Annotated in this window: 19 protein-coding genes; 9 read left to right on the top strand and 10 right to left on the bottom strand. The window is 56.0% G+C overall.

The window, feature by feature from the left end; genetic code table 11:
- Window positions 1-65: 65 nt before the first annotated feature.
- Window positions 66-893: a carbon-nitrogen hydrolase family protein gene (locus tag CSC3H3_RS13245; RefSeq protein WP_101285130.1), complete on the top strand. Its 828-nt coding sequence runs from the start codon at window positions 66-68 to the stop codon at window positions 891-893.
- Between the two features lie 99 nt (window positions 894-992).
- Here the strand turns inward: CSC3H3_RS13245 and CSC3H3_RS13240 are convergent, their stop codons facing one another.
- The 4 genes from CSC3H3_RS13240 to CSC3H3_RS13225 form a co-directional block, all read right to left on the bottom strand.
- Entirely contained in the window at window positions 993-2,360 is a 1,368-nt protein-coding gene (locus CSC3H3_RS13240) for an ABC transporter permease (RefSeq protein WP_101285129.1), read from the bottom strand.
- Window positions 2,357-3,076 carry an ABC transporter ATP-binding protein gene (locus CSC3H3_RS13235; protein ID WP_157831895.1) on the bottom strand — a complete coding sequence of 240 codons (720 nt, stop codon included), beginning with the start codon at window positions 3,074-3,076 and terminating at the stop codon, window positions 2,357-2,359. Before CSC3H3_RS13235 ends, CSC3H3_RS13240 begins: the two co-directional genes overlap by 4 nt.
- 1 nt (window position 3,077) lies before the next feature.
- On the bottom strand, window positions 3,078-3,521 hold the full coding sequence (locus CSC3H3_RS13230) for a hypothetical protein (protein ID WP_101268198.1): 444 nt from the start codon (window positions 3,519-3,521) through the stop codon (window positions 3,078-3,080).
- A gap of 77 nt (window positions 3,522-3,598) precedes the next feature.
- Window positions 3,599-5,086, bottom strand: a complete 1,488-nt coding sequence (locus CSC3H3_RS13225; RefSeq protein ID WP_101285127.1) for an alkaline phosphatase family protein — start codon at window positions 5,084-5,086, stop codon at window positions 3,599-3,601.
- 561 nt (window positions 5,087-5,647) lie between these two features.
- On the opposite strand from CSC3H3_RS13225, the gene CSC3H3_RS13220 reads away from it, so the two are divergent.
- On the top strand, window positions 5,648-6,085 hold the full coding sequence (locus tag CSC3H3_RS13220) for a DUF1178 family protein (RefSeq protein ID WP_101285126.1): 438 nt from the start codon (window positions 5,648-5,650) through the stop codon (window positions 6,083-6,085).
- A gap of 548 nt (window positions 6,086-6,633) precedes the next feature.
- Complete coding sequence (locus CSC3H3_RS13215; RefSeq protein ID WP_157831894.1) at window positions 6,634-8,022, top strand: GGDEF domain-containing protein; 1,389 nt, start codon at window positions 6,634-6,636, stop codon at window positions 8,020-8,022.
- A 37-nt stretch (window positions 8,023-8,059) separates the two neighbouring features.
- Here CSC3H3_RS13215 and CSC3H3_RS13210 read toward each other — a convergent pair whose 3' ends face one another.
- The 6 genes from CSC3H3_RS13210 to CSC3H3_RS13185 all read right to left on the bottom strand — a co-directional run bounded on the left by CSC3H3_RS13210 (window position 8,060) and on the right by CSC3H3_RS13185 (window position 12,686).
- The gene (locus tag CSC3H3_RS13210; RefSeq protein ID WP_101285124.1) at window positions 8,060-8,599 is read right to left on the bottom strand and encodes a GNAT family N-acetyltransferase; all 540 of its coding nucleotides are present in this window, start codon (window positions 8,597-8,599) and stop codon (window positions 8,060-8,062) included.
- Between the two features lie 73 nt (window positions 8,600-8,672).
- Window positions 8,673-9,203: a GNAT family N-acetyltransferase gene (locus CSC3H3_RS13205; protein WP_101285123.1), complete on the bottom strand. Its 531-nt coding sequence runs from the start codon at window positions 9,201-9,203 to the stop codon at window positions 8,673-8,675.
- Between the two features lie 26 nt (window positions 9,204-9,229).
- Window positions 9,230-9,985, bottom strand: coding sequence for a bifunctional 2-polyprenyl-6-hydroxyphenol methylase/3-demethylubiquinol 3-O-methyltransferase UbiG (gene ubiG, locus CSC3H3_RS13200; RefSeq protein ID WP_101268184.1), 756 nt, complete (start codon window positions 9,983-9,985; stop codon window positions 9,230-9,232).
- Window positions 9,986-10,175: 190 nt separating this feature from the next.
- Window positions 10,176-10,829, bottom strand: coding sequence for a YbhB/YbcL family Raf kinase inhibitor-like protein (locus CSC3H3_RS13195; RefSeq protein ID WP_245881117.1), 654 nt, complete (start codon window positions 10,827-10,829; stop codon window positions 10,176-10,178).
- A 70-nt stretch (window positions 10,830-10,899) separates the two neighbouring features.
- Window positions 10,900-11,970, bottom strand: coding sequence for an AraC family transcriptional regulator (locus CSC3H3_RS13190; protein ID WP_101285122.1), 1,071 nt, complete (start codon window positions 11,968-11,970; stop codon window positions 10,900-10,902).
- 29 nt (window positions 11,971-11,999) lie between these two features.
- A complete protein-coding gene (locus CSC3H3_RS13185) occupies window positions 12,000-12,686 on the bottom strand; it encodes an HAD family hydrolase (protein WP_101285121.1) in 687 nt (228 codons plus the stop codon).
- Between the two features lie 325 nt (window positions 12,687-13,011).
- On the opposite strand from CSC3H3_RS13185, the gene CSC3H3_RS13180 reads away from it, so the two are divergent.
- The 6 genes from CSC3H3_RS13180 to hisS all read left to right on the top strand — a co-directional run bounded on the left by CSC3H3_RS13180 (window position 13,012) and on the right by hisS (window position 22,068).
- Window positions 13,012-14,232, top strand: coding sequence for an aspartate kinase (locus CSC3H3_RS13180; RefSeq protein WP_101268179.1), 1,221 nt, complete (start codon window positions 13,012-13,014; stop codon window positions 14,230-14,232).
- A gap of 430 nt (window positions 14,233-14,662) precedes the next feature.
- Window positions 14,663-15,691, top strand: a complete 1,029-nt coding sequence (locus CSC3H3_RS13175; protein ID WP_101268467.1) for an NAD(P)H-dependent flavin oxidoreductase — start codon at window positions 14,663-14,665, stop codon at window positions 15,689-15,691.
- 5 nt (window positions 15,692-15,696) lie between these two features.
- Window positions 15,697-17,976 (top strand): phosphoenolpyruvate--protein phosphotransferase, encoded by a 2,280-nt coding sequence (gene ptsP / locus CSC3H3_RS13170; protein ID WP_101268175.1) that lies wholly within the window; start codon window positions 15,697-15,699, stop codon window positions 17,974-17,976.
- A gap of 168 nt (window positions 17,977-18,144) precedes the next feature.
- Window positions 18,145-19,431 (top strand): helix-turn-helix domain-containing protein, encoded by a 1,287-nt coding sequence (locus tag CSC3H3_RS13165; RefSeq protein WP_101285120.1) that lies wholly within the window; start codon window positions 18,145-18,147, stop codon window positions 19,429-19,431.
- A gap of 175 nt (window positions 19,432-19,606) precedes the next feature.
- Window positions 19,607-20,719, top strand: a complete 1,113-nt coding sequence (gene ispG, locus CSC3H3_RS13160) for a flavodoxin-dependent (E)-4-hydroxy-3-methylbut-2-enyl-diphosphate synthase (protein ID WP_101285119.1) — start codon at window positions 19,607-19,609, stop codon at window positions 20,717-20,719.
- Window positions 20,720-20,826: 107 nt separating this feature from the next.
- Entirely contained in the window at window positions 20,827-22,068 is a 1,242-nt protein-coding gene (gene hisS / locus CSC3H3_RS13155) for a histidine--tRNA ligase (protein WP_101268169.1), read from the top strand.
- Window positions 22,069-22,074 lie beyond the last annotated feature (6 nt).

The following is a 22,074-nucleotide window of genomic DNA, read 5'->3' as shown; positions in this document are numbered from 1 at the left end:
CGGTTCGCGGGCGGCATAGGTTAGAAAAATAACGTCACCGGCTGGCCGGAAAAGGAGAAACGACCATGACCCGTTTTATTGCTGCCTGTGTGCAGGTAAATAGCCGCGATAACATGGATGACAATCTGGCGCGTGCCGCAATTTATGCCCGCGATGCCCATGCTGCCGGTGCCCGGCTGATCAGTTTTCCCGAAAATGTGTCGATGATGTCCTTTGGCGGGGAAAAGGTGCGTGCCGCCGCCTTTGCCGAAGATGCCCACCCGGCGCTGGCGTTTTTCCGGGATTTGGCTGCTGAACTTGAAAGCACGCTGGTTGTGGGATCATTGCATGTCAGCGTGCCGGGCGAAGACCGCGTTGCCAACCGCTGTTATGTGATTGGCCCGGACGGGCAGGTGATGACGTCGTACGATAAAATCCACATGTTTGATGTGGACCTTGCCAATGGGGAATCGTATCGCGAAAGCAAAACTTTCCGCCCCGGCGATGCTGCCCGGCTGGTGGAAACCGCACAGGCCAAAATCGGCCTGGCGATTTGTTATGATGTGCGTTTCCCTCACCTGTTTCGTGATTATGCCAAAGCCGGTGCGACGGTTTTGACGGTGCCTGCAGCCTTTACCCGCACAACCGGGCAGGCGCACTGGCATACATTGTTGCGTGCGCGTGCCATTGAAACCGGCTGTTTTGTTATTGCGGCGGCCCAGTGTGGCGACCATCCCGGCGACCGGCAGACATTTGGCCATTCCCTGATCATTGACCCGTGGGGCGTTGTCCTGGCCGATGGCGGTGCCGAACCGGGCTTTATCACCGCCGAGATCGACCTGGAACGTGTCAATGAAGTGCGCGCGATGGTGCCATCCTTGCGCAATGATCATCCCTATAGCCCGGCGGGTTAACGTAACGCACGGATTTATCACCAGAATGCAAAAAGGACCGGGGTTCAAGCCGGTCCTTTTTTATGGGTAAATCGTGATTGGGCGGCAGGGCAAAAGGCGTTAACTGCCACGCAGTGCATCGACCACCGGTTTGCGATAGAGCATGAAGGCGGGCACCAGGGCCAGGGCAAAACCGATCAGGATGAAGCCTGCTGCCAGGGTCAGTTCCGGTGTTGCGATGGTGGCGCGCATGGCCATGCCGGTTTCGGCGGTGAAGACCTGCGAAACCGCCTGTGCAACGGCCCAGCCCAGCCCCAGCCCGATGGCGGCCCCAAATACCACCAGCGTTGCGACATAAAGCCAGATCGAACCGAAAATATAGGACCGTGGTGCGCCTAGGGCGCGCAGGACGGCAAACTGTTTGCGGTAAATTTGCATGAGCGCCAAGACGGCGGCCAGAATGGCGGCAACCACCAATGCCTGGGTGCCCAGTGCCATCCAGCGCATGACCGTACCGGCATTACCCAGTAACTGATACATTTCCACCAGCACTTCGGCCGGGAAAAAGGCCGTGCTGTGATCGGTGCGATAGCTTGAACGCAGGCTATAGGCACCGGCAATGGTTTTGGGATGCACAACCATTGCCGGAACACCGGGTAGATCAACCCCGTCAAAGGGCGGGCCAAGCTTTACGGTATGGTCATGATCGGCGTGATCCGCGTCATTTTCATGATCATGTGCGTCGCCATCGCCATCGCCATCTTCATCATGATCTGCGTCTTCGTGGTCGTGATCATGATCTTCCGTAACACCTGCGGCATCGTGATCGTGGTCTTCGTCATCATCGTCGTGGGCGTCTTCTTCGGCGTGCCCCGCAGAAAGGGAATGGACTTCCCAAACCTGTTCGACGGGCACGATGATGGCGCTGTCCCACGGGGTGCCGGTGGCATGCATGCGGCCAACCACGCGAATGTTAACACCGTGATGGTGGTGTTCTTCGGCTTCGATCCCGTGTCCGTGGGCAGGTTCAAAACTGTCGCCAATTTCAAGCGGCACGGCAACGCCGATGACGGCTTCTTCGTGGTCGGCAAACATGGCACCGTCTTTCAGGCCACCAGAAAGATAATCGATAAATTGCGCGGTTGAGCCAACGATGCTGTGATCCTGCCAGGAATCACCAAAGGCCAGCGGGGCGGCAAAATCAACCCGGTCATCATCAAGCAGTTTCGACCATACCGGCCCTTCCAGCAGGTTGACCGCCGAGGGGCGCAAAAAGACCGTGTTCATCACAATGTCGGTCTGGCTGCCTGGTGCTGCGACAAGAATATCAAACTTGTCGGCGGCATGTGCGCTGCCCTGGCGAAGGGCGCGTTCCTGGGCGGTAATGCCGACACCAATTGCCACGGCCACGGCAATAAGGGCGATAAAGAGCAGGTTCATCACCCAGTGCCGGCGCAGGCTGGCAAAAACAATGGGAAACGGGTTCATGCGGCCTCGTTTTCAGTCAGAAGGTGGCCCTTGTCGAATTGCAGGACACGCGGGCAGCGATCAATGACGGTGTGATCATGGCTGACAATGATCAGCGTGCGGTTGTTTTCGCGTGCATTGGCAAACAGGATATCGGCGCAGTTTTCGGCAGCGGCATTATCAAGGCTGGCGGTGGGTTCATCGGCCAGCAAAATGGGCGGATCAAACAGAAGGGCGCGCGCGATGGCAACGCGCTGCTGTTCCCCGCGCGACAGATCGGCAACGGATCGGCGGTTGGCCGGTACACCAACAAGATCCAGAAGGCTGGCAGCATGTTTGCGCAGGCTTGCCGGTGTGTGCCAGCCGTGAAAACCGGCGGGCAACAACACATTTTCCAGCGGGGACAATTCACCAATCAGGTGAAAATCCTGAAAAATGAAACCAACATATTTACGGCGCCAGGCATCACAGGCCCCTTCGGACAGGGCGGTAAGGTCGGTGGCGCCCCAATGAATGGAACCCTTGCTGGGGCGCAGCAGCCCGGTCAGCAAATAAAGCAGCGATGATTTGCCAGAGCCCGACGGCCCGGCCACCCCCAGAATGGTGCCCGGTTCAACGGCAAGAAAGGGCAGGGTTAATATGGGCGATGCCTGCCGGGCAAAGCGCAGCGAAAGCTGGTTGATTTCCAGGGCAGGGCTTGCACCGGTTTTGGGGCTTGGGGGATTTGAATGTGCCATGTCAGACCAGTTCAAAATCGGCATCAACCAGACGGACCATGCTGACAAAGCCGGTTTCTTCATCCTTGGCGACACCAAGTTCAAGAACACCCGTGGTCATGATGGGGCGGTTAAAGCGCACGGCTTCGAGCTTTTCGCGCATACGCACGAAAACAATATCAATCGGCCAGTCCGCACTGGTTTCGCAAAACGGGCAAACGGACATAGGGCGTTTGGTCAGAACAAAGAAATTCGCATCAGCCTTGAGTGGAGGCGCCATAAAACCGGGGATTTCGATGCGCTTGCCCACAAGGTCACGCGCCCTTTGGGAGAACTCGTCCTGGGTTTTATAGATATCGCGAATTTTAAGGCTTTCAGCTGCGCGCGCCGGGGCCAGAATGCCCGTTGATGCAAGTCCGATCAGGGCAGCACTGCCGGCAAGAAAATGGCGACGGTCAATTCGCATGGGAACTCCTTCAAAGCAGAAAGCCGGCCGCAGACGAATGCATGCGGCCGGCTCGACATTGATGTGCCGTGGCGGGATTATTTCGCCAGCTGGCCTTCGATTTCGGCAGCGTAATCCATCACGTGATAGATGAAGTTCTGCTCGACCACACCGTGGAACAGATAAGCCGACGGGCCGGTTGCGAAGATGGCAACGTCGTCACCCGCATGGGTTTCGCTGCTCATCGGGACCAGTGCCTGCTGCAGGAAGTCCGGGTCCTGGGTGTTGACATTGGTCAGGTCGGTGCGCAGTTCGTCTTTCAGGGCACCCGGGCCGTTCATGTAGCCAAGGGTGGTGTAAGGCTTGCCGTCGTCACCCTTTTCTTCGGACAGACCAAGGATCGGGTTGCCGCGCGATGCATAACCGGAAATGGTCATGGTGTGGCTGTGGTCGGCGGTAACGATGATCAGGGTGTCTTCGGTTTTGACCTTCGACATTGCCATTTTAACCGCGTCGTTCAGGGCGACGGTGTCCATCAGGGCACGGTAGGCATTGCCTTCGTGATGGGCATGGTCGATACGACCGGCTTCAACCATCAGGAAGAAACCCTTGTCGTTCTGCGACAGCATGTCGATGGCTTTGCTGGTCATTTCGGCCAGGCTCGGTTCGCCACCGGCATCTTTGGTGCGGTCGGTTTCGTATTCCATGTGCGAACGGTCAAACAGGGCAAGGACGTGTTTGGTTTTCGCCGGGTCGATGGCTTTGAACTGTTCTTCATTCCAGATGAAGGCACCTTCATTGCCATAACGTTTGACCCATTCGGCGGTCAGGTCACGACCATCGGTACGCTGGCCGGTTTTGCCCTTGTCTTCCGGGTCTTCCATGGTTTTGTCGATGAACATGCGACGACCACCACCGAAGGCAACTTCAAAACCGTCGCCTGCCGGCCATTCAACAAGCTGGCTGGCAATGTCTTTGCAGCCGCCTTTTACGGCGTCTTCAGGCAGTTCGGCATTGCTTTCCCAGTCGCGGTTGGACGTGTGGGAATAAACCGAAGCCGGGGTGGCGTGGGTCAGGCGGGCGGTCGAGACGATACCGGTCGACATGCCAAGCAGTTCAGCGCGTTCAGCAAGCGAGGTGGTCGGCATTTTAAGCTGTGCGGCACAGTCATTGCGCGCAACATCGCCCGAAACACCAATGGTGCCGTTGTTTGATTTAACGCCGCTCATCATGGCGGATGCGGTCGGTGCGGAATCGGCGATCTGGGCGTCGTTGGTGTAGGTTTTGGACAGGGCCACGTTCGGGAACTGACCAAATACCAGGCTGTTGCTTTCGCCGTCGACACCGCGCAGCTGGCCTTCAAAAATGCGCGCTGCGGTGACGGTCGGGATGCTCATGCCATCGCCAACAAACAGGATGATGTTTTTCGCTTTGTTGGTATTGGGCTTGTCAGCCAGCTTCAGCTGCAGTTCCTGCTGTGCCTTGGTGTAGTAAGGATTTTCAGCCTGCGGCAGTTTGTCTGCGGCGAAAGCTGCGGTCGAGCACATGGTGCTGGCAAGGGCGGTGGCCCAAAGAATGCGTTTCATCAAATAACCCCCTTTGTGAAACATGAAAGGGAGATGTCTTCCCCCTTTATTCGCGTCGGGATTATAGAAACAGTGTGCAACAGTTCTGTGACAGAACGGTTATTGCATGGTGACAATGGATTTCGTGATTATTCAAATTGAATTGGTCAAATTTTTTGCCATATCACATTGAAAAGACGATTAATTTTAACCTGTAAATGTTGCCGTTTTGGGCATTTTTCATGCAGATTAAGGGTGGTGGCGCGGGGGATAAATGTTTGCGGTGGGGTTGGTCTGGCAGCTTTGAATTTTTCGGGTGTCGTGCCGGGCACAGCCAGCGCTCCGGGTGAATGATGGGGATATGTTTGTAACTGTCACTTGCGCCAATTGTGGGGTTTTAACATATGCTGTGCGGCCAAACCGGTTGGTGGCCGGCCCGAACATGGATGCATTTTCATTATTTTATGTCGAAATGCCGGGGGAGCCATACGGTAGTGCTGGTCTTTTTGGATAAAATCGCCATATATCCGGTAGGACCCTATTTCGTCACAGATGTTTAACACGACCTGACCAAACGCGATCATGATTCTGTTTCAGTTAAAATGTAACCATGACCATGAATTTGAAGGCTGGTTTCGCGACAGTGCCGCCTATGAGGAGCAATCTTCGGGTGGGGAACTTTCCTGTCCGATGTGCGGCTCGGACAAGGTTGGCAAGGCGTTGATGGCGCCCCGGTTAAGAACATCGCGGCAAAAGGAAACCGCCGAGGAAAACCGCAAAAAGGCCGCCATTGCCGAAGCCACCCACAAGGCATTAAGCGAACTGCGTCGCCAGGTTGAAACCAATTGCGAAAATGTTGGCACCGGCTTTGCCGAGGAAGCCCGCAAGATCCATTATGGTGAAACGGAAAAACGCGGCATTTACGGCGAAGCCACCGTCAAGGAAGCCGCCGAGCTGGTCGATGAGGGCATTGATGTGCATGCCCTGCCGTGGGCCGGAGACAAAACCAAAAAGAACTGAATTCAGCCTGACATTGAATTGTCACTGTCTTTTCGCTGCCGGTTTGAGCAGTTTGCCGGGCCGTGCCGATTTGCGGGCCTGATGTTTGCTTTTGCCACTGCCGTTTTCGGTTGGGCTTTATGCCTTGCGGGGCGGGATAGTTGCCCATTGATTGCTCGCCTGTTGCGGTGTTGCGATGATGGGGCCGCGCTGGTGGTAGCAACGATCCTGCAAATTTCGGTTTTGGGCGGGCAAAGCGCTTGGATCGCGGGGCTGGTCATGTTTAATGTCGGGGCGGGTAATATCATATTGGGGCTGTCTGGCCCCGTGCCCTTGTGTCGGGCAAAAGGGCCCTGGCCTTGATATTGGCTGCTTAATGACAGGTTTCGTCAGAACAAACGTGCCAGGATATATCAGGCGCGGCGGCGAAACCCTTTATAAAACGGTGTTTCTTGGGGTAGGCCCGCTTTTGGATGGCGGGGGAATGTCGGGGGCTTTTGGTGCGGGAAATGAATTCGTCTTCCGGGACGCGCGCAGATAAACCTTCAATCGCGTCTTTGGTATCAGCGGTGAGCATCGTTGGTGCATTTGTTTTTGTCCTGTCGCTTTTTGGTATTTTAACCCGGCCAGAAAACATGCTGGCGGCGTTATGGCCCGCCAATGCCATGTTAACGGCGCTTCTGGTGCGCAATCAAAGGCTTCATAATCCGGCAGGGTGGCTGGGGGCTGTGATCGGCTTTGTTGCGGCTGATCTGGTTACGGGCAGTTTGCTGGTGGTTTCCGTGGCGTTGACGGTGGCGAACCTTTCGGGTGTTGCTGTTGGCGTGACATTGCTGCGCCAGCTTTCGGGTGAAGATATCAATTTGCGGCGCCCGCTTTCCATTCGCAATTTGTGTGTCATCAGCCTGCTGACGGCGGGAACATCGGGTGCCGTTGGCGCGGTTGTTTCAACGCTGGCCTTTGGCAACGAACCGGTCACGGCATTTCTGTTCTGGTTCAGCGCGGAATTTGCCAATTATGTCGTGATCCTGCCTTTTACCCTGACGATCACCTGCTGCCGCGAACCGTTAAAACAGATTGCGCAGTTTTGCCGGGAATTTTCCTTTGGTCTGGAAAAGCTTAAACCCTATGCGCCGGTCGCGGCACTGGTATTCAGCCTGGCGCTGGTGCAGGTTGTGGGCGGGCCAGGTGCCATTGTGTTCCCGGTGCCTGCCCTTTTATGGTGTGCGCTGGTTTATCCGTTGCAGGTTACGGCCTTTATCGTTTTTCTGGTGTCACAGGCGCTGATTTTTGTGCTGGAATTTAACCTGCTTGATAGCCTGCCTGCCAATATGGATGCCTATTCGGGGGTGGTTTCAACGCGGTTGGGCATTGCGCTTCTGGCAATTGGGCCGTTAACGGTCGCCAGCATCAATGTGGCGCGCAGTGCCCTGATGGAACAACTGGCCCATGCCGCCCAGCATGATTTTTTAACCGGGCTTTTATCGCGCCGGGCATTTGTTAATCTGGGAAATGCGCTGGTATCGCAACTGGCCGAACGGCATGGCAGCCTGACAATCATCGTAATCGATATCGACCATTTCAAACAGATCAACGATACCTATGGTCATGCGATGGGCGATCACGTGCTGGCAAAGGTGGCTGAAATCATTCGGGCGCATTTGCGTGGCAATGATCTGGTTGGAAGGTTGGGGGGCGAGGAATTTGCCCTGTTATTGCCCGACATCAAGGCCGATGACGCCAATAATATTGCCCAGCAGATCCGCCAGGCAGTTGAAAAGGCCGATGTCAGACAGGGCCGGGATGACAATGCGCGCACCATTTCCATCACCATCAGTGCGGGGATGATCAGCCGTGAAATGGCATCATCGTCCAGCCTGGATCAACTGATTCTGGAAGCTGACGAAATGATGTATGAGGCCAAACGTGCCGGTCGCAACCAGGTGCTGGTGCAGTAGGTTTTGGTGCGCCTGCCCGGCATTTGTGCGCGGAAGATTATTCTTTGCCGTTTTTCGCCTGCCAGTCTGCAAGGTTGATGCGCACCAGCGGTGTGCCATCGGGGCTGTAGGCGGTGGTGATGCCATCATCGCGCAGGCCGCATTTGGCGAGTACACGGCGTGACGCGCCATTTTCGGCGTCAAAGGTCGCGGTAATGGTGGGCAGTTTAAGGGTGCCGAACCCGTAATTGATCAGGCAGCGGGCGATTTCGGTGGCAAATCCCTTGCCCCAATGTGGCACGGTCAGGCGATAGCCGACTTCGATATCGCTTTTATCGGGAAGCGGACGCAGGATGCCAAGGCCGATTACGTCGTTATTTTCGCGCAGGCGCACACCCCAAATGCCCAAAACCCCGTCATCCTGCATCAGGATTTGGCGAATGCGGGCCTCGGCCGATGCGTAATCGGGGCTGGGTGCGCGGATATAGCGCATTACCCGTTCATCCATATCGGCATGGGCCAATGTCGGGATGTGATCTTCGCCAAAGGGTTCCAGAATCAGGCGATCGGTGATCAGGCGGGGTTGAAGGTCTGACATGAGCGTTTCCTGACGGGTTTGTTGGCAGGCGAAGGTGATAGACAGTTGGCCGTTTGTAATTGAAAGGCCGGGGTTATGCCTTGTCCGCCAGCCATTGATCACGGGTGATCATCATCATTGGTTTGGCGCTGTTGCCATGTGTTGATGTGGTGCCCGCATCAACCATGCCGCATTTTTCCAGAACCTTGCGCGAACCAATATTGCCTTGCTGATAAACCCCGCAAATGGCGGGCAGGGACAGGGTGGCAAAGGAATAATCGACAATCGCCAGTGCCAGTTCGGTGGCATAACCCTTGCCCCAACTGGCGCGTGACAGGCGATAACCGATTTCAACGGCACTTTCATCGGCCAGCCAGCGCAGCAGGCCGCGCCCGACAATCGTGTTGCCTGCTTTTTCGCGAATGCCCCAATTGCCCACAATGGCGGGGCCGCCGGTTTCGGCATCCTGCAGGCGTTTGCGGGCAAATTCCAAATCCGGGCTGGGCGGGCGGATATGGCGCATAACCTCGGCATCCATATCCATTTCGCACCAAGCCTGGATATGTTCGGCACTTCCAAAGGGTTCAAGCACCAGGCGTTCGGTTTCAAGATGCGGAATGGTCATGGCGCGCGCCTGCGAAATTTTGAAAATCAGTCCTGGGCGGGTTTAACGGCCATTGCCAGATAGTTGATATCAAGATCACGCGGCGCAGGCAGCCATTTGTCCTGAATGGGATTATAGGCAATGCCGGTAATATCGGTCAGTTGCAGGCCACATTCGCGGATGTAACGCGATAGTTCGGACGGTTTGACGAATTTGCGCCAGTCATGTGTTCCGGCCGGGACCCAGCGCAGGACATATTCCGCGCCAATTTTCGCCAGTGCCAGCGATTTCAGGGTGCGGTTAAGGGTCGCGATAAACATGATCCCGCCCGGTTTGAGCAACGCGGTGCAGGCCTGCATGAAAAAGGCCGGGTCATCGACATGTTCGATGACTTCCATATTGAGAACCACGTCAAACTGGCGGCCTTCATCGACGATGGATTCCGGCGTGCCCAGACGGTAATCAATGGTAAGGCCGCCCTGTTCGGCATGGACGCGGGCGACATTGATGTTGTTTTCCGCAGCGTCGAGTGCAGTCATATTCGCACCAAGGCGCGCCATGGGTTCGGACAAAAGGCCGGCACCACAGCCAACATCGACAATATCAAGGCCTGAAAGCAGGTTGATGTCGCTGGCATCGCGGCCAAAATGCGCAGCGATATGATCGCGCAGCAATTGCAGGCGCACCGGGTTGAATTTATGCAGCGGCTTCATCACGCCTTCCGGGTTCCACCATTCGTCCGCCATGGCGGAAAAACGCGAAATTTCTTCGGGGTTGGCAGTGCGATTGGCTTGGGCTGACATTGCAGGGCTCCGGCGGGCAACAGATGACAGAATTGATCTTTGCCCTGTTTACGCGGCCCGCCCGCGTGGCGCAACCATATGCTTTGTTCAACCGGGTTTTTATGGGCGGGCGAGGGGTAGGCAAAGGGCAGGTGACGGGCAGGCGGACGCGATATGCCACCACCTGCCCTATCATGGTGCCCTATGCTGCTTATTGTGCCTTGCGGCCATAAAGACCGGTCAGTGTTGTGCTGGCAATGGTATGTCCATGCACCATATAGCCGACCAGTGCGGCGCTGGCCGTGTCATCCACATCGATTTTTGGCACATCAAGTGCAAACAGGGTGAAGTTATAGGGATGCGGCGCATCGCCAAGGGGCGGGCAGGGACCGCCATAACCGGGCTGGCCAAAATCGGTTTTTAACTGGCGCATTGCGCCCATACTGCCCACCGTGCCTTTGCTGTCATTCGCCATTGTTGCGGTTGAGGCCACGGCACCAGCATTTTGCGGCAGGCTGCGCATTGATGCGGGGATATCAATTACAACCCAGTGCCACCAGCCACTGCCGGTTGGTGCGGCCGGGTCATGGACCATCAGGGCAAAGCTTTGGGTGCCGTCGGGCACATCGGACCATTCCAGCGTGGGCGAGATATTTTCGCCAGTGCAGCCAAAGCCATTAAATACCTGCTGTTGGGCGAGGGTGCCGTTTGGGGCAAAATCGCTGCTGTGCAGTTCCAGCGCGAAAGATGGTGTGATGCCTGCCAGCATGACCCCGGCAACTGCCAGGGTGCGGGCACCAAAGCGGGCGATGGACGTGCCGTTTTTCGCAAAATGGCGGGTGGTGTTTGTGAATTTGTAATTCATGGGGGGCTCCTGCCTGATCGGTCATTGATCAGGCAAGGCTAGTGCAGGCAGGGATTGTCGGCTGTGCCGATCACACCATGTTTAGTGCCGATTGCGTCGGGCTGTAGCCAAAATGGCGGGTGAAGGCACGGGCAAAGGCCGATTGCGATTGATAGCCGCACATAAAGGCAATGTCGGACACTGCCAATAGCCGGGCTGGTTTGCCAATGCTGTGATGCGTTTCTGGCGTATTGGCATGATTGCTGTTTTGCGCAATTGCCTTATGCGAATGGCCCAGCAGCCGGGCGGCATAGGCCATGCGTTCGCTTTCAAGAAGGGCACGGAAACTGGTGCCTGCCTGTTTTAACTGCCGGTCGAGGGACGAGGGGCTGGTGCCAAGGTGATGTGCAAGCTGCGTTTTTTGCCATTTGCGGGCTGGGGCAAGGCGAAACAGGGCGCAAAGCCGTTCTTTCATATCGGGCGAGGCAATGGGCAGCAAAAGCGGCCCGGCCTGCCCGGCCTTTGCGAGAAGGAGCAGAACTTCCATCAAACGATGACGGATCAGGGCGCGGTCGTGGTTTTCACCGGCTGTGCTAAGCAGGGACATTACGGCCATCATGGATCGCAGCAGGTCATCTTGCGGGGTAAAAACAAGGCCGGAAGGGCCCGATATCGGGGATGACGCCATCAACTCGCGAATTTCCGGGTAGGCTGCGGTAAAGCGCACAATCAGGTCCGGGGAAAATTCCAGCACCAGTGCGCAATATTGGCCGCTTTTAAGGTCGGGGTAATTCACGACACTTAGCGGTAATCCTGCCGGGATCAGCAATACCTGGCCGGGCAGCATGGTTTCATCAAGCGGGGCATCGGCACTTGTGCCAACCGCCTTGCTGCCATCGATCAGATAGGCAATGGCGGGGAAATCGGCAATGTAATCCTGCAGAGTTTCGGTTTGCCGAAAGATCAGCTTGCCCAAACGTGACAGCCCGTGAATTTCAACCCGGCCTGGCTGTGTTGGGGCTGCTTCACCCGGCTTTGCGTTGCCTGGCACCTGCAATTGGCCTGCCCCTTGTGCCGGGCGTGGCAGGCGGCTGGCGATTTGGCGGAAATCACCGGGTGTCAGGCGGGCTGGGGCCATTGCGGGGTTGGGATGTGGCGGCATGGGCTGATCCTGTTAGCGGGCAGGGATGGTTATGCTGCCAGCAGGGCGGGCAGTTCGGCAAGGGACCTGATGGCGGAAATGCCATTTGGCACACCATTTTCCTGCCATTGGGCAAATGACCATGGGCCGCGCAACAGCCAAACAGCACCCATGCCGTGGTCAAGGGCGGGGTAAATATCGTTATCAAGCCGGTCGCCAACATAAATGATATCGGCTGGCGTGTGGCCGGTTTGTTCGATAATGGCCCGGAAAAAGGCAGGGTCGGGCTTTTTGCATTTTAACCGGGCCGAACTTGAAAGCCAGTCGATCTGGCAGGGCAGTGTGGCCAGCACCTGTTCGGATGATGCGGGCTGGTTGCCGCAAATACCCAGCTTGTGGCCGTTATCGGCAAGCTGTGACAGAGCGGGTAAAACATCGTCATACAGGTCATCGGCGGTGAAAGACAAAAGATCGGGGCGGCGCCAGGGTTCGCCCGCGATGGCTGAAAAATCGCCAAGCTGTTTGAGGATGGCTTCAAAGCCGAAATTGCGCGCCAGGGCAATGCCCGCTGCCGCCGACACCGTAAAAGGTGGCAGGTCCAGATGGCTGGCAATGCGATGCCAGATGGCGGTTTCACTGACCAGTGTTTCACCCACATCAAAGATCACCATTTTTTGCCCGCCAGCGGGCTTTGCAACGGAATGTGATAATGGGGCGGATGGGGGTAGTGTGGGCATCGGGTGGCTCCGGCATTTTGGGGCGGATAAGCAATTAAATTCAGATATCCGGGTTATTACGCATGAAAATTTCGCGTTTGTCCGGGATTTGGTCAAAGTTTATGCGGTATTTTAAGTTTTGCGAAAGATCATTGGTCAAAAATCGCGCTTGGGTGGCTTAACAATGCCTTCATGCTTGTTTCGCAAGCATTATGGCAGTATTGATATCGCCGCCTTGATCAGGGCCTGACTTTAGCGCAGGCCTGTGACCTGTGAAACTGGCGGAAACAAAAGACCTGGCATTTCGGTTGGCGAGATGTGCAGGCAAGCATAACGGGGAATTTTCATGGCCCGTATTGTCATGAAGTTCGGCGGCACATCCGTCGCTGATATTGAAAAGATCAAGAATGTTGCCCGTCGCGTCAAAAGCGAAGTTGACGCCGGTAACCAGGTTGCTGTTGTTGTTTCGGCGATGTCGGGCAAAACCAACGAACTGGTTGGCTGGGCCGATGCCATATCCCCGCTTTATGATGCGCGCGAATATGACGTGATCGTATCTTCGGGTGAACAGGTGACTGTTGGCCTGCTGGCGATGGCGCTGCAAAGCATGGATGTTCCGGCACGTTCCTGGCTGGGCTGGCAGATTCCCATCAAGACTGATGGCGCACATGCCAAGGCCCGGATCAAGGAAATCGACACAACCGAACTTGATAAACGCCTTGATGGTGGCGAAGTTGTTTGTGTGGCCGGTTTCCAGGGGATTGCACCGGATAACCGTATCACCACGCTGGGGCGTGGCGGGTCTGATACCTCGGCGGTGGCGCTGGCAGCAGCCTTAAGGGCGGATCGCTGCGACATCTATACCGATGTGGATGGTGTTTACACCACCGACCCGCGCATTGTGCCCAAAGCGCGCAAGATCGAAAAAATTACATACGAAGAAATGCTGGAACTGGCATCACTGGGTGCAAAAGTCCTGCAAACCCGTTCCGTCGAGATGGCAATGAACCATCGCGTCCGGGTGCAGGTGCGGTCGACCTTTAGTGATGCAGAAGGTACACTTGTTGTAGACGAGGACGAAATCGTGGAACAGGAAGTCGTTAGCGGAATTGCCTATAGCCGGGACGAAGCCAAGATCACCCTGGTAAAGGTTGCCGACAAGCCGGGGACGGCTGCCACCATTTTTGGCCCGCTGGCCGAAGCCAATATCAATGTCGATATGATCGTTCAGAACATATCGGAAAATGGCAACAGCACGGATATGACCTTTACCGTGCCGCGCGGCGAATTCCAGCGCGCGCTGCAGGTGATTGAAGGCAACCGCGAAAAGATCAATTATCAGGAACTGTTAAGCACGTCTGACGTGACCAAGGTTTCGATCATTGGTGTTGGCATGCGTTCCCATGTTGGCGTGGCCCGCAAGATGTTTGAAACCCTGTCGGAAAAGGGCATCAACATCCAGGTCATTTCCACATCGGAAATCAAGGTCAGCGTTCTGATCGCCGAAGAATACACCGAACTGGCCGTGCGCGCCCTGCATACGGCATATGGACTGGATGCCGAATAAGGCGTTTGGAAAAAATAGATAACACCGCCTGATTGTTTTGCGATTAAGGCGGTGTTAAACGGTCGATATTTAAAACATATATGGGCTGGAACATTTTGTTCCGGCCATTATGATGAATAGGGTGCAGACCCATAAATATGACCGGAATGGTCGCCCGGATTTGTGCGGATGGGCGAAGCAAAGCCAGGGGACGATAAAATATTGTCCCGGATTTTGCGATAAGGCAGACCGTGCAAATGGGGGCGATCCGAAGGAAAGCCCGTTTGAACGCGGCCCACTGCGTCAAACTGCCTGATCGGGATGATGTCCTGTCTGGCGGCTATTCCTTGTATTTTTCAGTCATGCTGACTGCCGTTGCAGTCATATTTATGGGGCTCACCCTCGCAGGGACCAAACGGTGCCCTGCATTTCTGCATTGGGGTATAACTATATGAACGATCCGAAATTTGCGGCAGCACGCAACCGCCTTGAAAAATTGTGGGCACCCGGCAAGGAATTTCTGGGGACCGAATATGCCATTATGGCCGGTGCGATGTCGTGGGTTTCCGAACGTCACCTTGTTGCTGCGGTGTCGAATGCCGGTGGCTTTGGCGTAATTGCCTGTGGTTCGATGGGGCCGGAACTGCTGGCTGCGGAAATCGCCGCGACCAAGGAAATGACCAGCAAGCCCTTTGGCGTTAACCTGATTACCATGCACCCGCAGCTTGACGACCTGATCGCTGTTTGCCGCGAACAGAATGTGGGGCATGTGGTTCTGGCCGGTGGGTTGCCGTCATCCAATTCGATCAAGGCGGTCAAGGAATTTGCCAAGGTTGTGTGTTTTGCCCCGGCCCTGGTGCTGGCAAAGAAACTGACGCGGTCGGGTGCCGATGCCCTGGTGATTGAAGGCAGCGAAGCAGGTGGGCATGTTGGCCCGGTATCGCTGACCGTGCTGGCCCAGGAAATTCTGCCCGAAATTCGCGATGTGCCGATTTTCTGCGCCGGTGGTATTGGCCGCGGCGAAGCGATTGCGTCGCTGCTGGAAATGGGGGCTTCTGGCGTGCAGGTGGGAACCCGCCTGGTATGTGCCAGCGAATGCATTGCCCATCCGGCCTTTAAAAAGGCGTTTATCCGTGCCAGTGCGCGCGAAGCTGTAACCACCGTTCAGCTTGATGACCGCTTCCCGGTGATCCCGGTGCGCGCCCTGAATAACAAGGGCACCGAAGCCTTCATGAATGTGCAGCGCGAAGTCATTGAAAAGTTCCGTGCCGGTCATGTAGAACAGGGCGAAGCACAACTGGAAATCGAACATTTCTGGGCGGGCGCGCTTCGCCGTGCCGTGGTTGACGGGGACGTTGAGAATGGATCTGTCATGGCGGGACAATCGGTTGGTATGGTAAAGAAAGAACAGCCGGCATCTGAAATTCTGGCCGAACTGGTCGATCAGGCCGTTCAGTCCTTCGCACAAAGAGACATTTAAATCTGATGAGCATTTCGCCCGCCGCAGTTACCGGTCCGCGTCGCCTGTTGAAACGGGTGCGCGATGTCATGGCCGGACCGGGCAGCGCAGAAGAACGCCTGGGCAAGATCGTAACCATTATCGCAGCCGATATGGTTGCCGAAGTGTGTTCGGTCTATGTGATGCGGGCGGGCGAGGTGCTTGAACTTTTTGCCACATGTGGCCTTGCTGCCGAGGCCGTGCACCGCACGCGCCTGCGCACCGGCGAGGGGATTGTCGGTTATGTGGCCGCACATGCCCGGCCGCTTAATTTGCGCGATGCACAGTCGCATCCGAATTTTGCCTATCGCCCGGAAACCGGTGAAGAAATTTACCATTCCATGATCGGCGTGCCGATCCTGCGTGGTGGCCGGATTATTGGTGTTCTGGCCGTGCAGAACCGCACCGAACGCCAATATACCGAAGACGAACAGGAAGCCCTTGAAAACGTCGCCATGGTCCTGGCCGAAATGGTGGCGGGCGGCGAGCTGGTCAACCGTGACGAGCTGATCCCGGCGGATGGCATTGCCCTGTTGCCGTTACGCCTGTCGGGTGCGCGGCTGGCGCCGGGTATCGGCAAGGGTACGGCGGTTTTGCATGAACCGCGCATTGTTATTGATCGCATGGTGGCCGAAGACCCGCAGGAGGAACTGACGCGCCTGCGCGAAGCCATGCGCGGATTGCAAAAACACCTGGATCGCATGGTCGAGGCGGTTGGCGATATTGACCTGGGCGGCGGTGAAGATACCGGCGATATCCTTGACGCCTATCGGATGATTGCCAAGGATACCGGCTGGCTGAACCGCATTACCGAAGCGGTCAATACCGGCCTGACGGCCGAAGCCGCCGTGCAAAAGGTGCATGATGATACCCGCGCGCGCATGGCACAGGTGACAGACCCCTATTTGCGCGAACGCCTGCACGACCTTGAAGATCTGGCAAACCGCCTGTTGCAGCATTTGTCCGGCCAGTTTCAGTCCCCGGCCTTTGGCAATTTGCCCGATGATATCATTCTCGTGGCGCGCAATATTGGCCCGGCGGAACTGCTTGATTATGACCATACCCGTTTGCGGGGCCTTGCCCTTGAGGAAGGGTCGCATACATCGCATGTCGCCATTGTTGCGCGTGCCCTTGATATTCCCGTTCTGGGCGGTGTAAAGGGCGTTTTGGACAAGGTCGAAGGCGGTGATCCGTTAATCGTTGATGCCGATAATGCGCAGTTATTTGTCCGTCCCAGCGAGGATGTCCGTGCGGTTATTGATGGTGCGTTAAAGGCACGGGCGGAACGCAAGGCACTTTATGCGCAGATGCGTGATTTGCCTGCGCAAACCCATGATGATGTTAATATTTCGCTGAATATCAATGCCGGTTTGCTGATTGACGTACCGCATGTGATTGAAAGCGGAGCTGATGGCATCGGCCTTTACCGGACCGAGATACCGTTCATGGTGCGATCGGCCATGCCCGATATCGAGGACCAGACACGGCTTTATAACCGCATTTTCGAACAGGCCGAAGGACGACCGGTTGTTTTTCGGACCCTGGATGTGGGCGGTGACAAATTATTGCCCTATTGGCAGGATATGACAGAAGAAAATCCGGCCATGGGTTGGCGGTCTATCCGGATAACCCTGGATCGACCGGCGGTTTTGGTGCACCAGTTGCGTGCCCTGATCCGCGCAGCACATGACCGGGATTTGCATGTCATGTTCCCGATGATAGCAGAGGTGGCGGAATTCAGGGCTGCCAGAGAACTGCTTGACCGGCAGCTTGAACGTGAAGCCGGGCGTGGATTTGTGCCGCGTTCGGTCAAGGTAGGTGCGATGCTGGAAGTTCCCGCGCTGGTGTGGCAGGCAAACAGCCTGTTGGGCCAGGTGGATTTTCTTTCGGTGGGTACCAATGACCTGCTTCAGTTCATGTTTGCCGCAGATCGTGGGAATCCGCGTCTTGAAGGTCGCTATGACACTTTGTCGCCGGGTGTTTTCAGTTTCCTGAAGCACCTTGTGGAACTGTGTGATGACCGGAATGTGCGCCTGACCATTTGTGGTGAAATGGCCGGGCGACCATTGGAGGCGATGGCATTGATCGGGCTTGGGGTCCGGCGTTTGTCAATGGCGCCGGCATCGGTTGGTCCGGTCAAGGAGATGGTCAGGAGCATGAATGCAAAAAGTGTTGAACAATACGTTCTGTCGCTCCTCGACAGCCCCAGCAAAAGTCTTAGGTCCCGTCTTAAGGCTTTCGCAATAGATCACGGTGTAAAACTTTAAAAAAAATCGCTTTTGGCTGGGGTATTTGCTAGTTTGTTGCTGGATCGTAACGTGGGGGTGCGGGAGTTGGCGATCGGAAAGCGAAAGGAAGATCATTTGGGAGTGCCACCAAGAGGGCGTTTGCGTTTTAAACCGTTGCCCGGAAGTGTGCCTTCAAATGATATGAGTATGGAACCACAGGCTAATTTAAACGCTGAATCGATGACTGTCGGGCGGCTTTTGCGTCACACGCGGACGACGCATGGCCAGACCCTTGACGGTGTTGCGCAGCTTTTGCGGATTCGCAAAGTCTATCTGGAAGCGATTGAAAACAGTGATTACGACGCCCTTCCGGGCGGGCCGTATGGGCTGGGCTTTGTGAAGGGGTATGCAGAGCATCTTGGCCTGGATGGCAAAGAAATTGTCCGTCGCTACAAGGAAGAAAGCAATGCGCCCGCCGTGCGCAGCCAGTTGAGCTTTCCCAAACCTGTGCAGGAAAGCCGGGTTCCTGGTGGCGCGATGATGCTGATTGCGGCTGTTTTGGGCATCGTTGCCTATGGTGGCTGGTACTATCTTTCAAGCCAGGGCAAAACCATTGCCGATCTGGTCGAGCCGCTGCCTGATCGCATGAAAGGCTATACCGCCGTTCCCGAAGCATCGGCACCGGCTGGTAATGCATCTTCTGAACGTGAACGTACGCTGGAAAACGCAGCCGAAGCACATGCAGCCGAAGTTGGCCCGTCTTCATCGGGGCAGCGGATGGGGGGCTCCCCCTCGGCGCAGGCATCGGAAAGCATGAATGACCAGGCGTCTGGCACGGTTGAAGGCATGTTTGCCGAACCTGATTTTGATGCCACAGGCAATGCCAGCACGGCCAATGGTAACGCCAATTCACCGGCGAATATGAATGATACGCCGGCCATGGCGGCCAATGGCGCCAATGCGACCAATGGTGCGGCACCGGCACCTGCAAACGGGCAGGTGGCAAATAATGGTGCGGCTGGTGGTGCGGCGTCTGCGCCTGCTGCCCCGGCAGACCAGGCCGCAGGTATCATGCCTGATCAGGGCAATATTCCGTTGCCGCCGCGTGCACCCAATACCCCGCAAACGGCGAGCACGCCGGAAGTTGCCTCTGTTCCGGCAGCGCCGGAAGTGGGTGATGCAGGCGGCGGGCGCGTATTTGGTGCCGTGAATGCCGATAGCCGCGTGACCATTTCGGCCAATGAAACCAGTTGGGTACGCATTCGCGAGGAAGATGGCAATATTCTTCTGACCCGTATGCTGAGTGCCGGTGATGTTTATCGCGTTCCCAACCGGGATGGCCTGAAGCTTGAAGTGGGTAATGCCGGTGCGCTTTCGATCAGTGTTGATGGCGCAAAGAACCTTGTGGTGGGGTCATATGGTCAGGTGATTTCGGATTATTCGCTGAATCCTGATGATATTCTGGCGACCACGACCGAGAAAAAGACCCAGTAATGACCTGCCCGCAGGTATGAAAAACAGGAAGGCGGCCGCACCCCGGGCCGCCTTTTTTGTGACTGTCACAAAAACACCGTGAAAAACCTGCGCGGGACGGTTTCTTCCGCGCGGGGGATAAGCTATATACAGGCCTACAGTTCACTGTGTTCCAACAAAGGCTACGGATCCGCAAATGAGTGTCCGCCCCTATCGTGATATCGAACGCCGCAAAAGCCGCAAAATCCGTGTAGGCAATGTCGAGGTTGGTGGCGATGCACCGATTTCGGTGCAGTCCATGACCAACACCCTGACCACGGATGTGGCGGCTACGGTCGCGCAGATCCACCGGCTTGAAGAAGCCGGTGCTGATATTGTGCGTGTGTCCTGCCCGGATCAGGAATCGTCGCTGGCGTTAAAGGACATCATCAAACAGGTCAGCGTGCCGATCGTTGCTGATATCCATTTCCATTACAAACGTGCAATCGAGGCCGCCGAAAGTGGTGCCGCCTGCCTGCGCATTAATCCCGGTAATATCGGTTCGACCGATCGGGTGCGCGAAGTGGTGAAGGCTGCCAAGGATCATGGCTGTTCGATGCGCATTGGCGTGAATGCCGGGTCGCTGGAACGTGAACTTCTGGAAAAATACGGCGAACCCTGCCCTGAAGCGATGGTCGAAAGTGCGCTGAACCATGCGCGCATTCTTGAAGACCTTGATTTCCGCGAATTTAAAATCTCGGTCAAGGCATCGGATGTGTTTCTGGCTGTTGCCGCCTATTATGGGCTGGCTGATGCCTGCGATTACCCGCTGCATCTGGGCATTACCGAGGCCGGTGGTTTGCGCGGCGGTACGGTTAAATCCTCTATCGGGATGGGTAACCTTTTGTGGGCTGGTATTGGCGATACATTGCGTGTGTCGCTGTCTGCTGACCCGGTCGAGGAAATCCATGTCGGTTTTGACATTCTGAAATCGCTGGGGCTTCGGACCCGCGGTGTTCAGATTGTTTCCTGCCCGTCCTGTGCGCGGCAGGGCTTTAACGTGGTGGATACCGTGGCCGAGCTTGAAAAGCGCCTGGCCCATATTTCCACGCCGATTTCGCTGTCGATTATTGGCTGCATCGTTAATGGCCCGGGCGAAGCGCGCGAAACTGATATCGGCCTGACCGGTGGCGGTGGTGGCAACCACAAAATGTATATTTCCGGCCGTCCCGACCATAATATCAGCACTGAAAAGATGGTTGATCATATTGTGGAACTGGTCGAGGAACGGGCTGCGAAAATCGAAGCAGCCAAGGCCGCCGCAGAATAGCGCCTTTTATGCGGAATTAGGGCTTTCCGCCATCCCGGCGGAAGGCTATTTTCGTGCGCAGGCGTCCCGCCTGATTTGGAAAACAGCAAGAATATCGGAGACAGAACGTGGCATCGCTTCAACCCGTCCGTGGCACACATGACCTTCTACCCGAAGAAAACCGGGTACAGGACCATATTGCGGAAACTGCCCGCGCCATTGGCGAGCTGTATGGTTATCATCGTATGACCACGCCGATTTTTGAATTCACCGATGTTTTTGCCCGTACCCTTGGCGATACGTCCGATGTTGTGACCAAGGAAATGTACACCTTCGAGGATCGCGGTGGGGAGCGCATCACCCTGCGCCCGGAAAATACCGCCGGTATCGCGCGTGCCTATATTTCCAATGGCATGCAGCAGATGTCGCCGGTGAAGGTGTGTTATTACGGGCCGATGTTCCGTTATGAGCGCCCGCAGAAGGGCCGTCAGCGCCAGTTCCACCAGATCGGTGTTGAACTGCTTGGCGTTGAACAGGTTGCCGGTGATATCGAAGTCATTGCCTATGGCGCGCATATCCTTAAGGCGCTGGGTCTTTGGGATAACATCACCCTTGAACTTAACACCCTGGGGGACCCGGAAAGCCGTGCGGCATATCGCGATGTGCTGGTGGATTATTTCAAAGGGCATTTTGAAAAGCTGTCGGAAGACAGCCGCAACCGCCTTGAGAAAAACCCGCTGCGTATTCTGGATTCCAAGGATGAAGGCGACCGTGAACTGGTGGCCAATGCCCCGTTATTTGGTGAATATCTGAATGAACATTCAAAAACGTTCTTCAAGCAGTTGACCGACGGGCTGGGTGATATTGGCATTAATTACCAGCTTAACCCGCGTCTGGTACGCGGGCTGGATTATTATTGCCACACCTGTTTTGAATTTGTGACCAGCACCCTTGGCGCACAGGGCACCGTAATGGCCGGTGGCCGTTATGACGGCCTGATTTCGACCATGGGTGGCCCGCAAACCGCCGGTGTTGGCTGGGCTGCCGGTGTTGAACGCCTGGCAATGATGGTGGGTACGGCCCCCGCTGCACCGCGCCCTGTTGCACTGGTGCCGATGGGCGATGCCGCCGAAAGCCGTTGCCGCACACTGGCACAACAGTTGCGCGAAGCGGGCATTGCCGTTGAACTGGGTTATTCGGGCAATATGAAAAAACGCCTGAAACGGGCAGATAAGGCAAATGCCAAAATGGCGGTTATCATCGGTGATGATGAACTGGCAAAAGGCGTTGCCGTTGTGCGTGATCTGGATGCAGGCGAGCAGCAGGAAGTTGCGATTGACAGCCTGATTGGTGTTATTGGCGAGAGGTAAGTGCCC

The sequence above is a fragment of the Thalassospira marina genome, assembly GCF_002844375.1.
Taxonomy (GTDB): domain Bacteria; phylum Pseudomonadota; class Alphaproteobacteria; order Rhodospirillales; family Thalassospiraceae; genus Thalassospira; species Thalassospira marina.
This window is presented reverse-complemented; position numbering and strand designations above follow the sequence as displayed.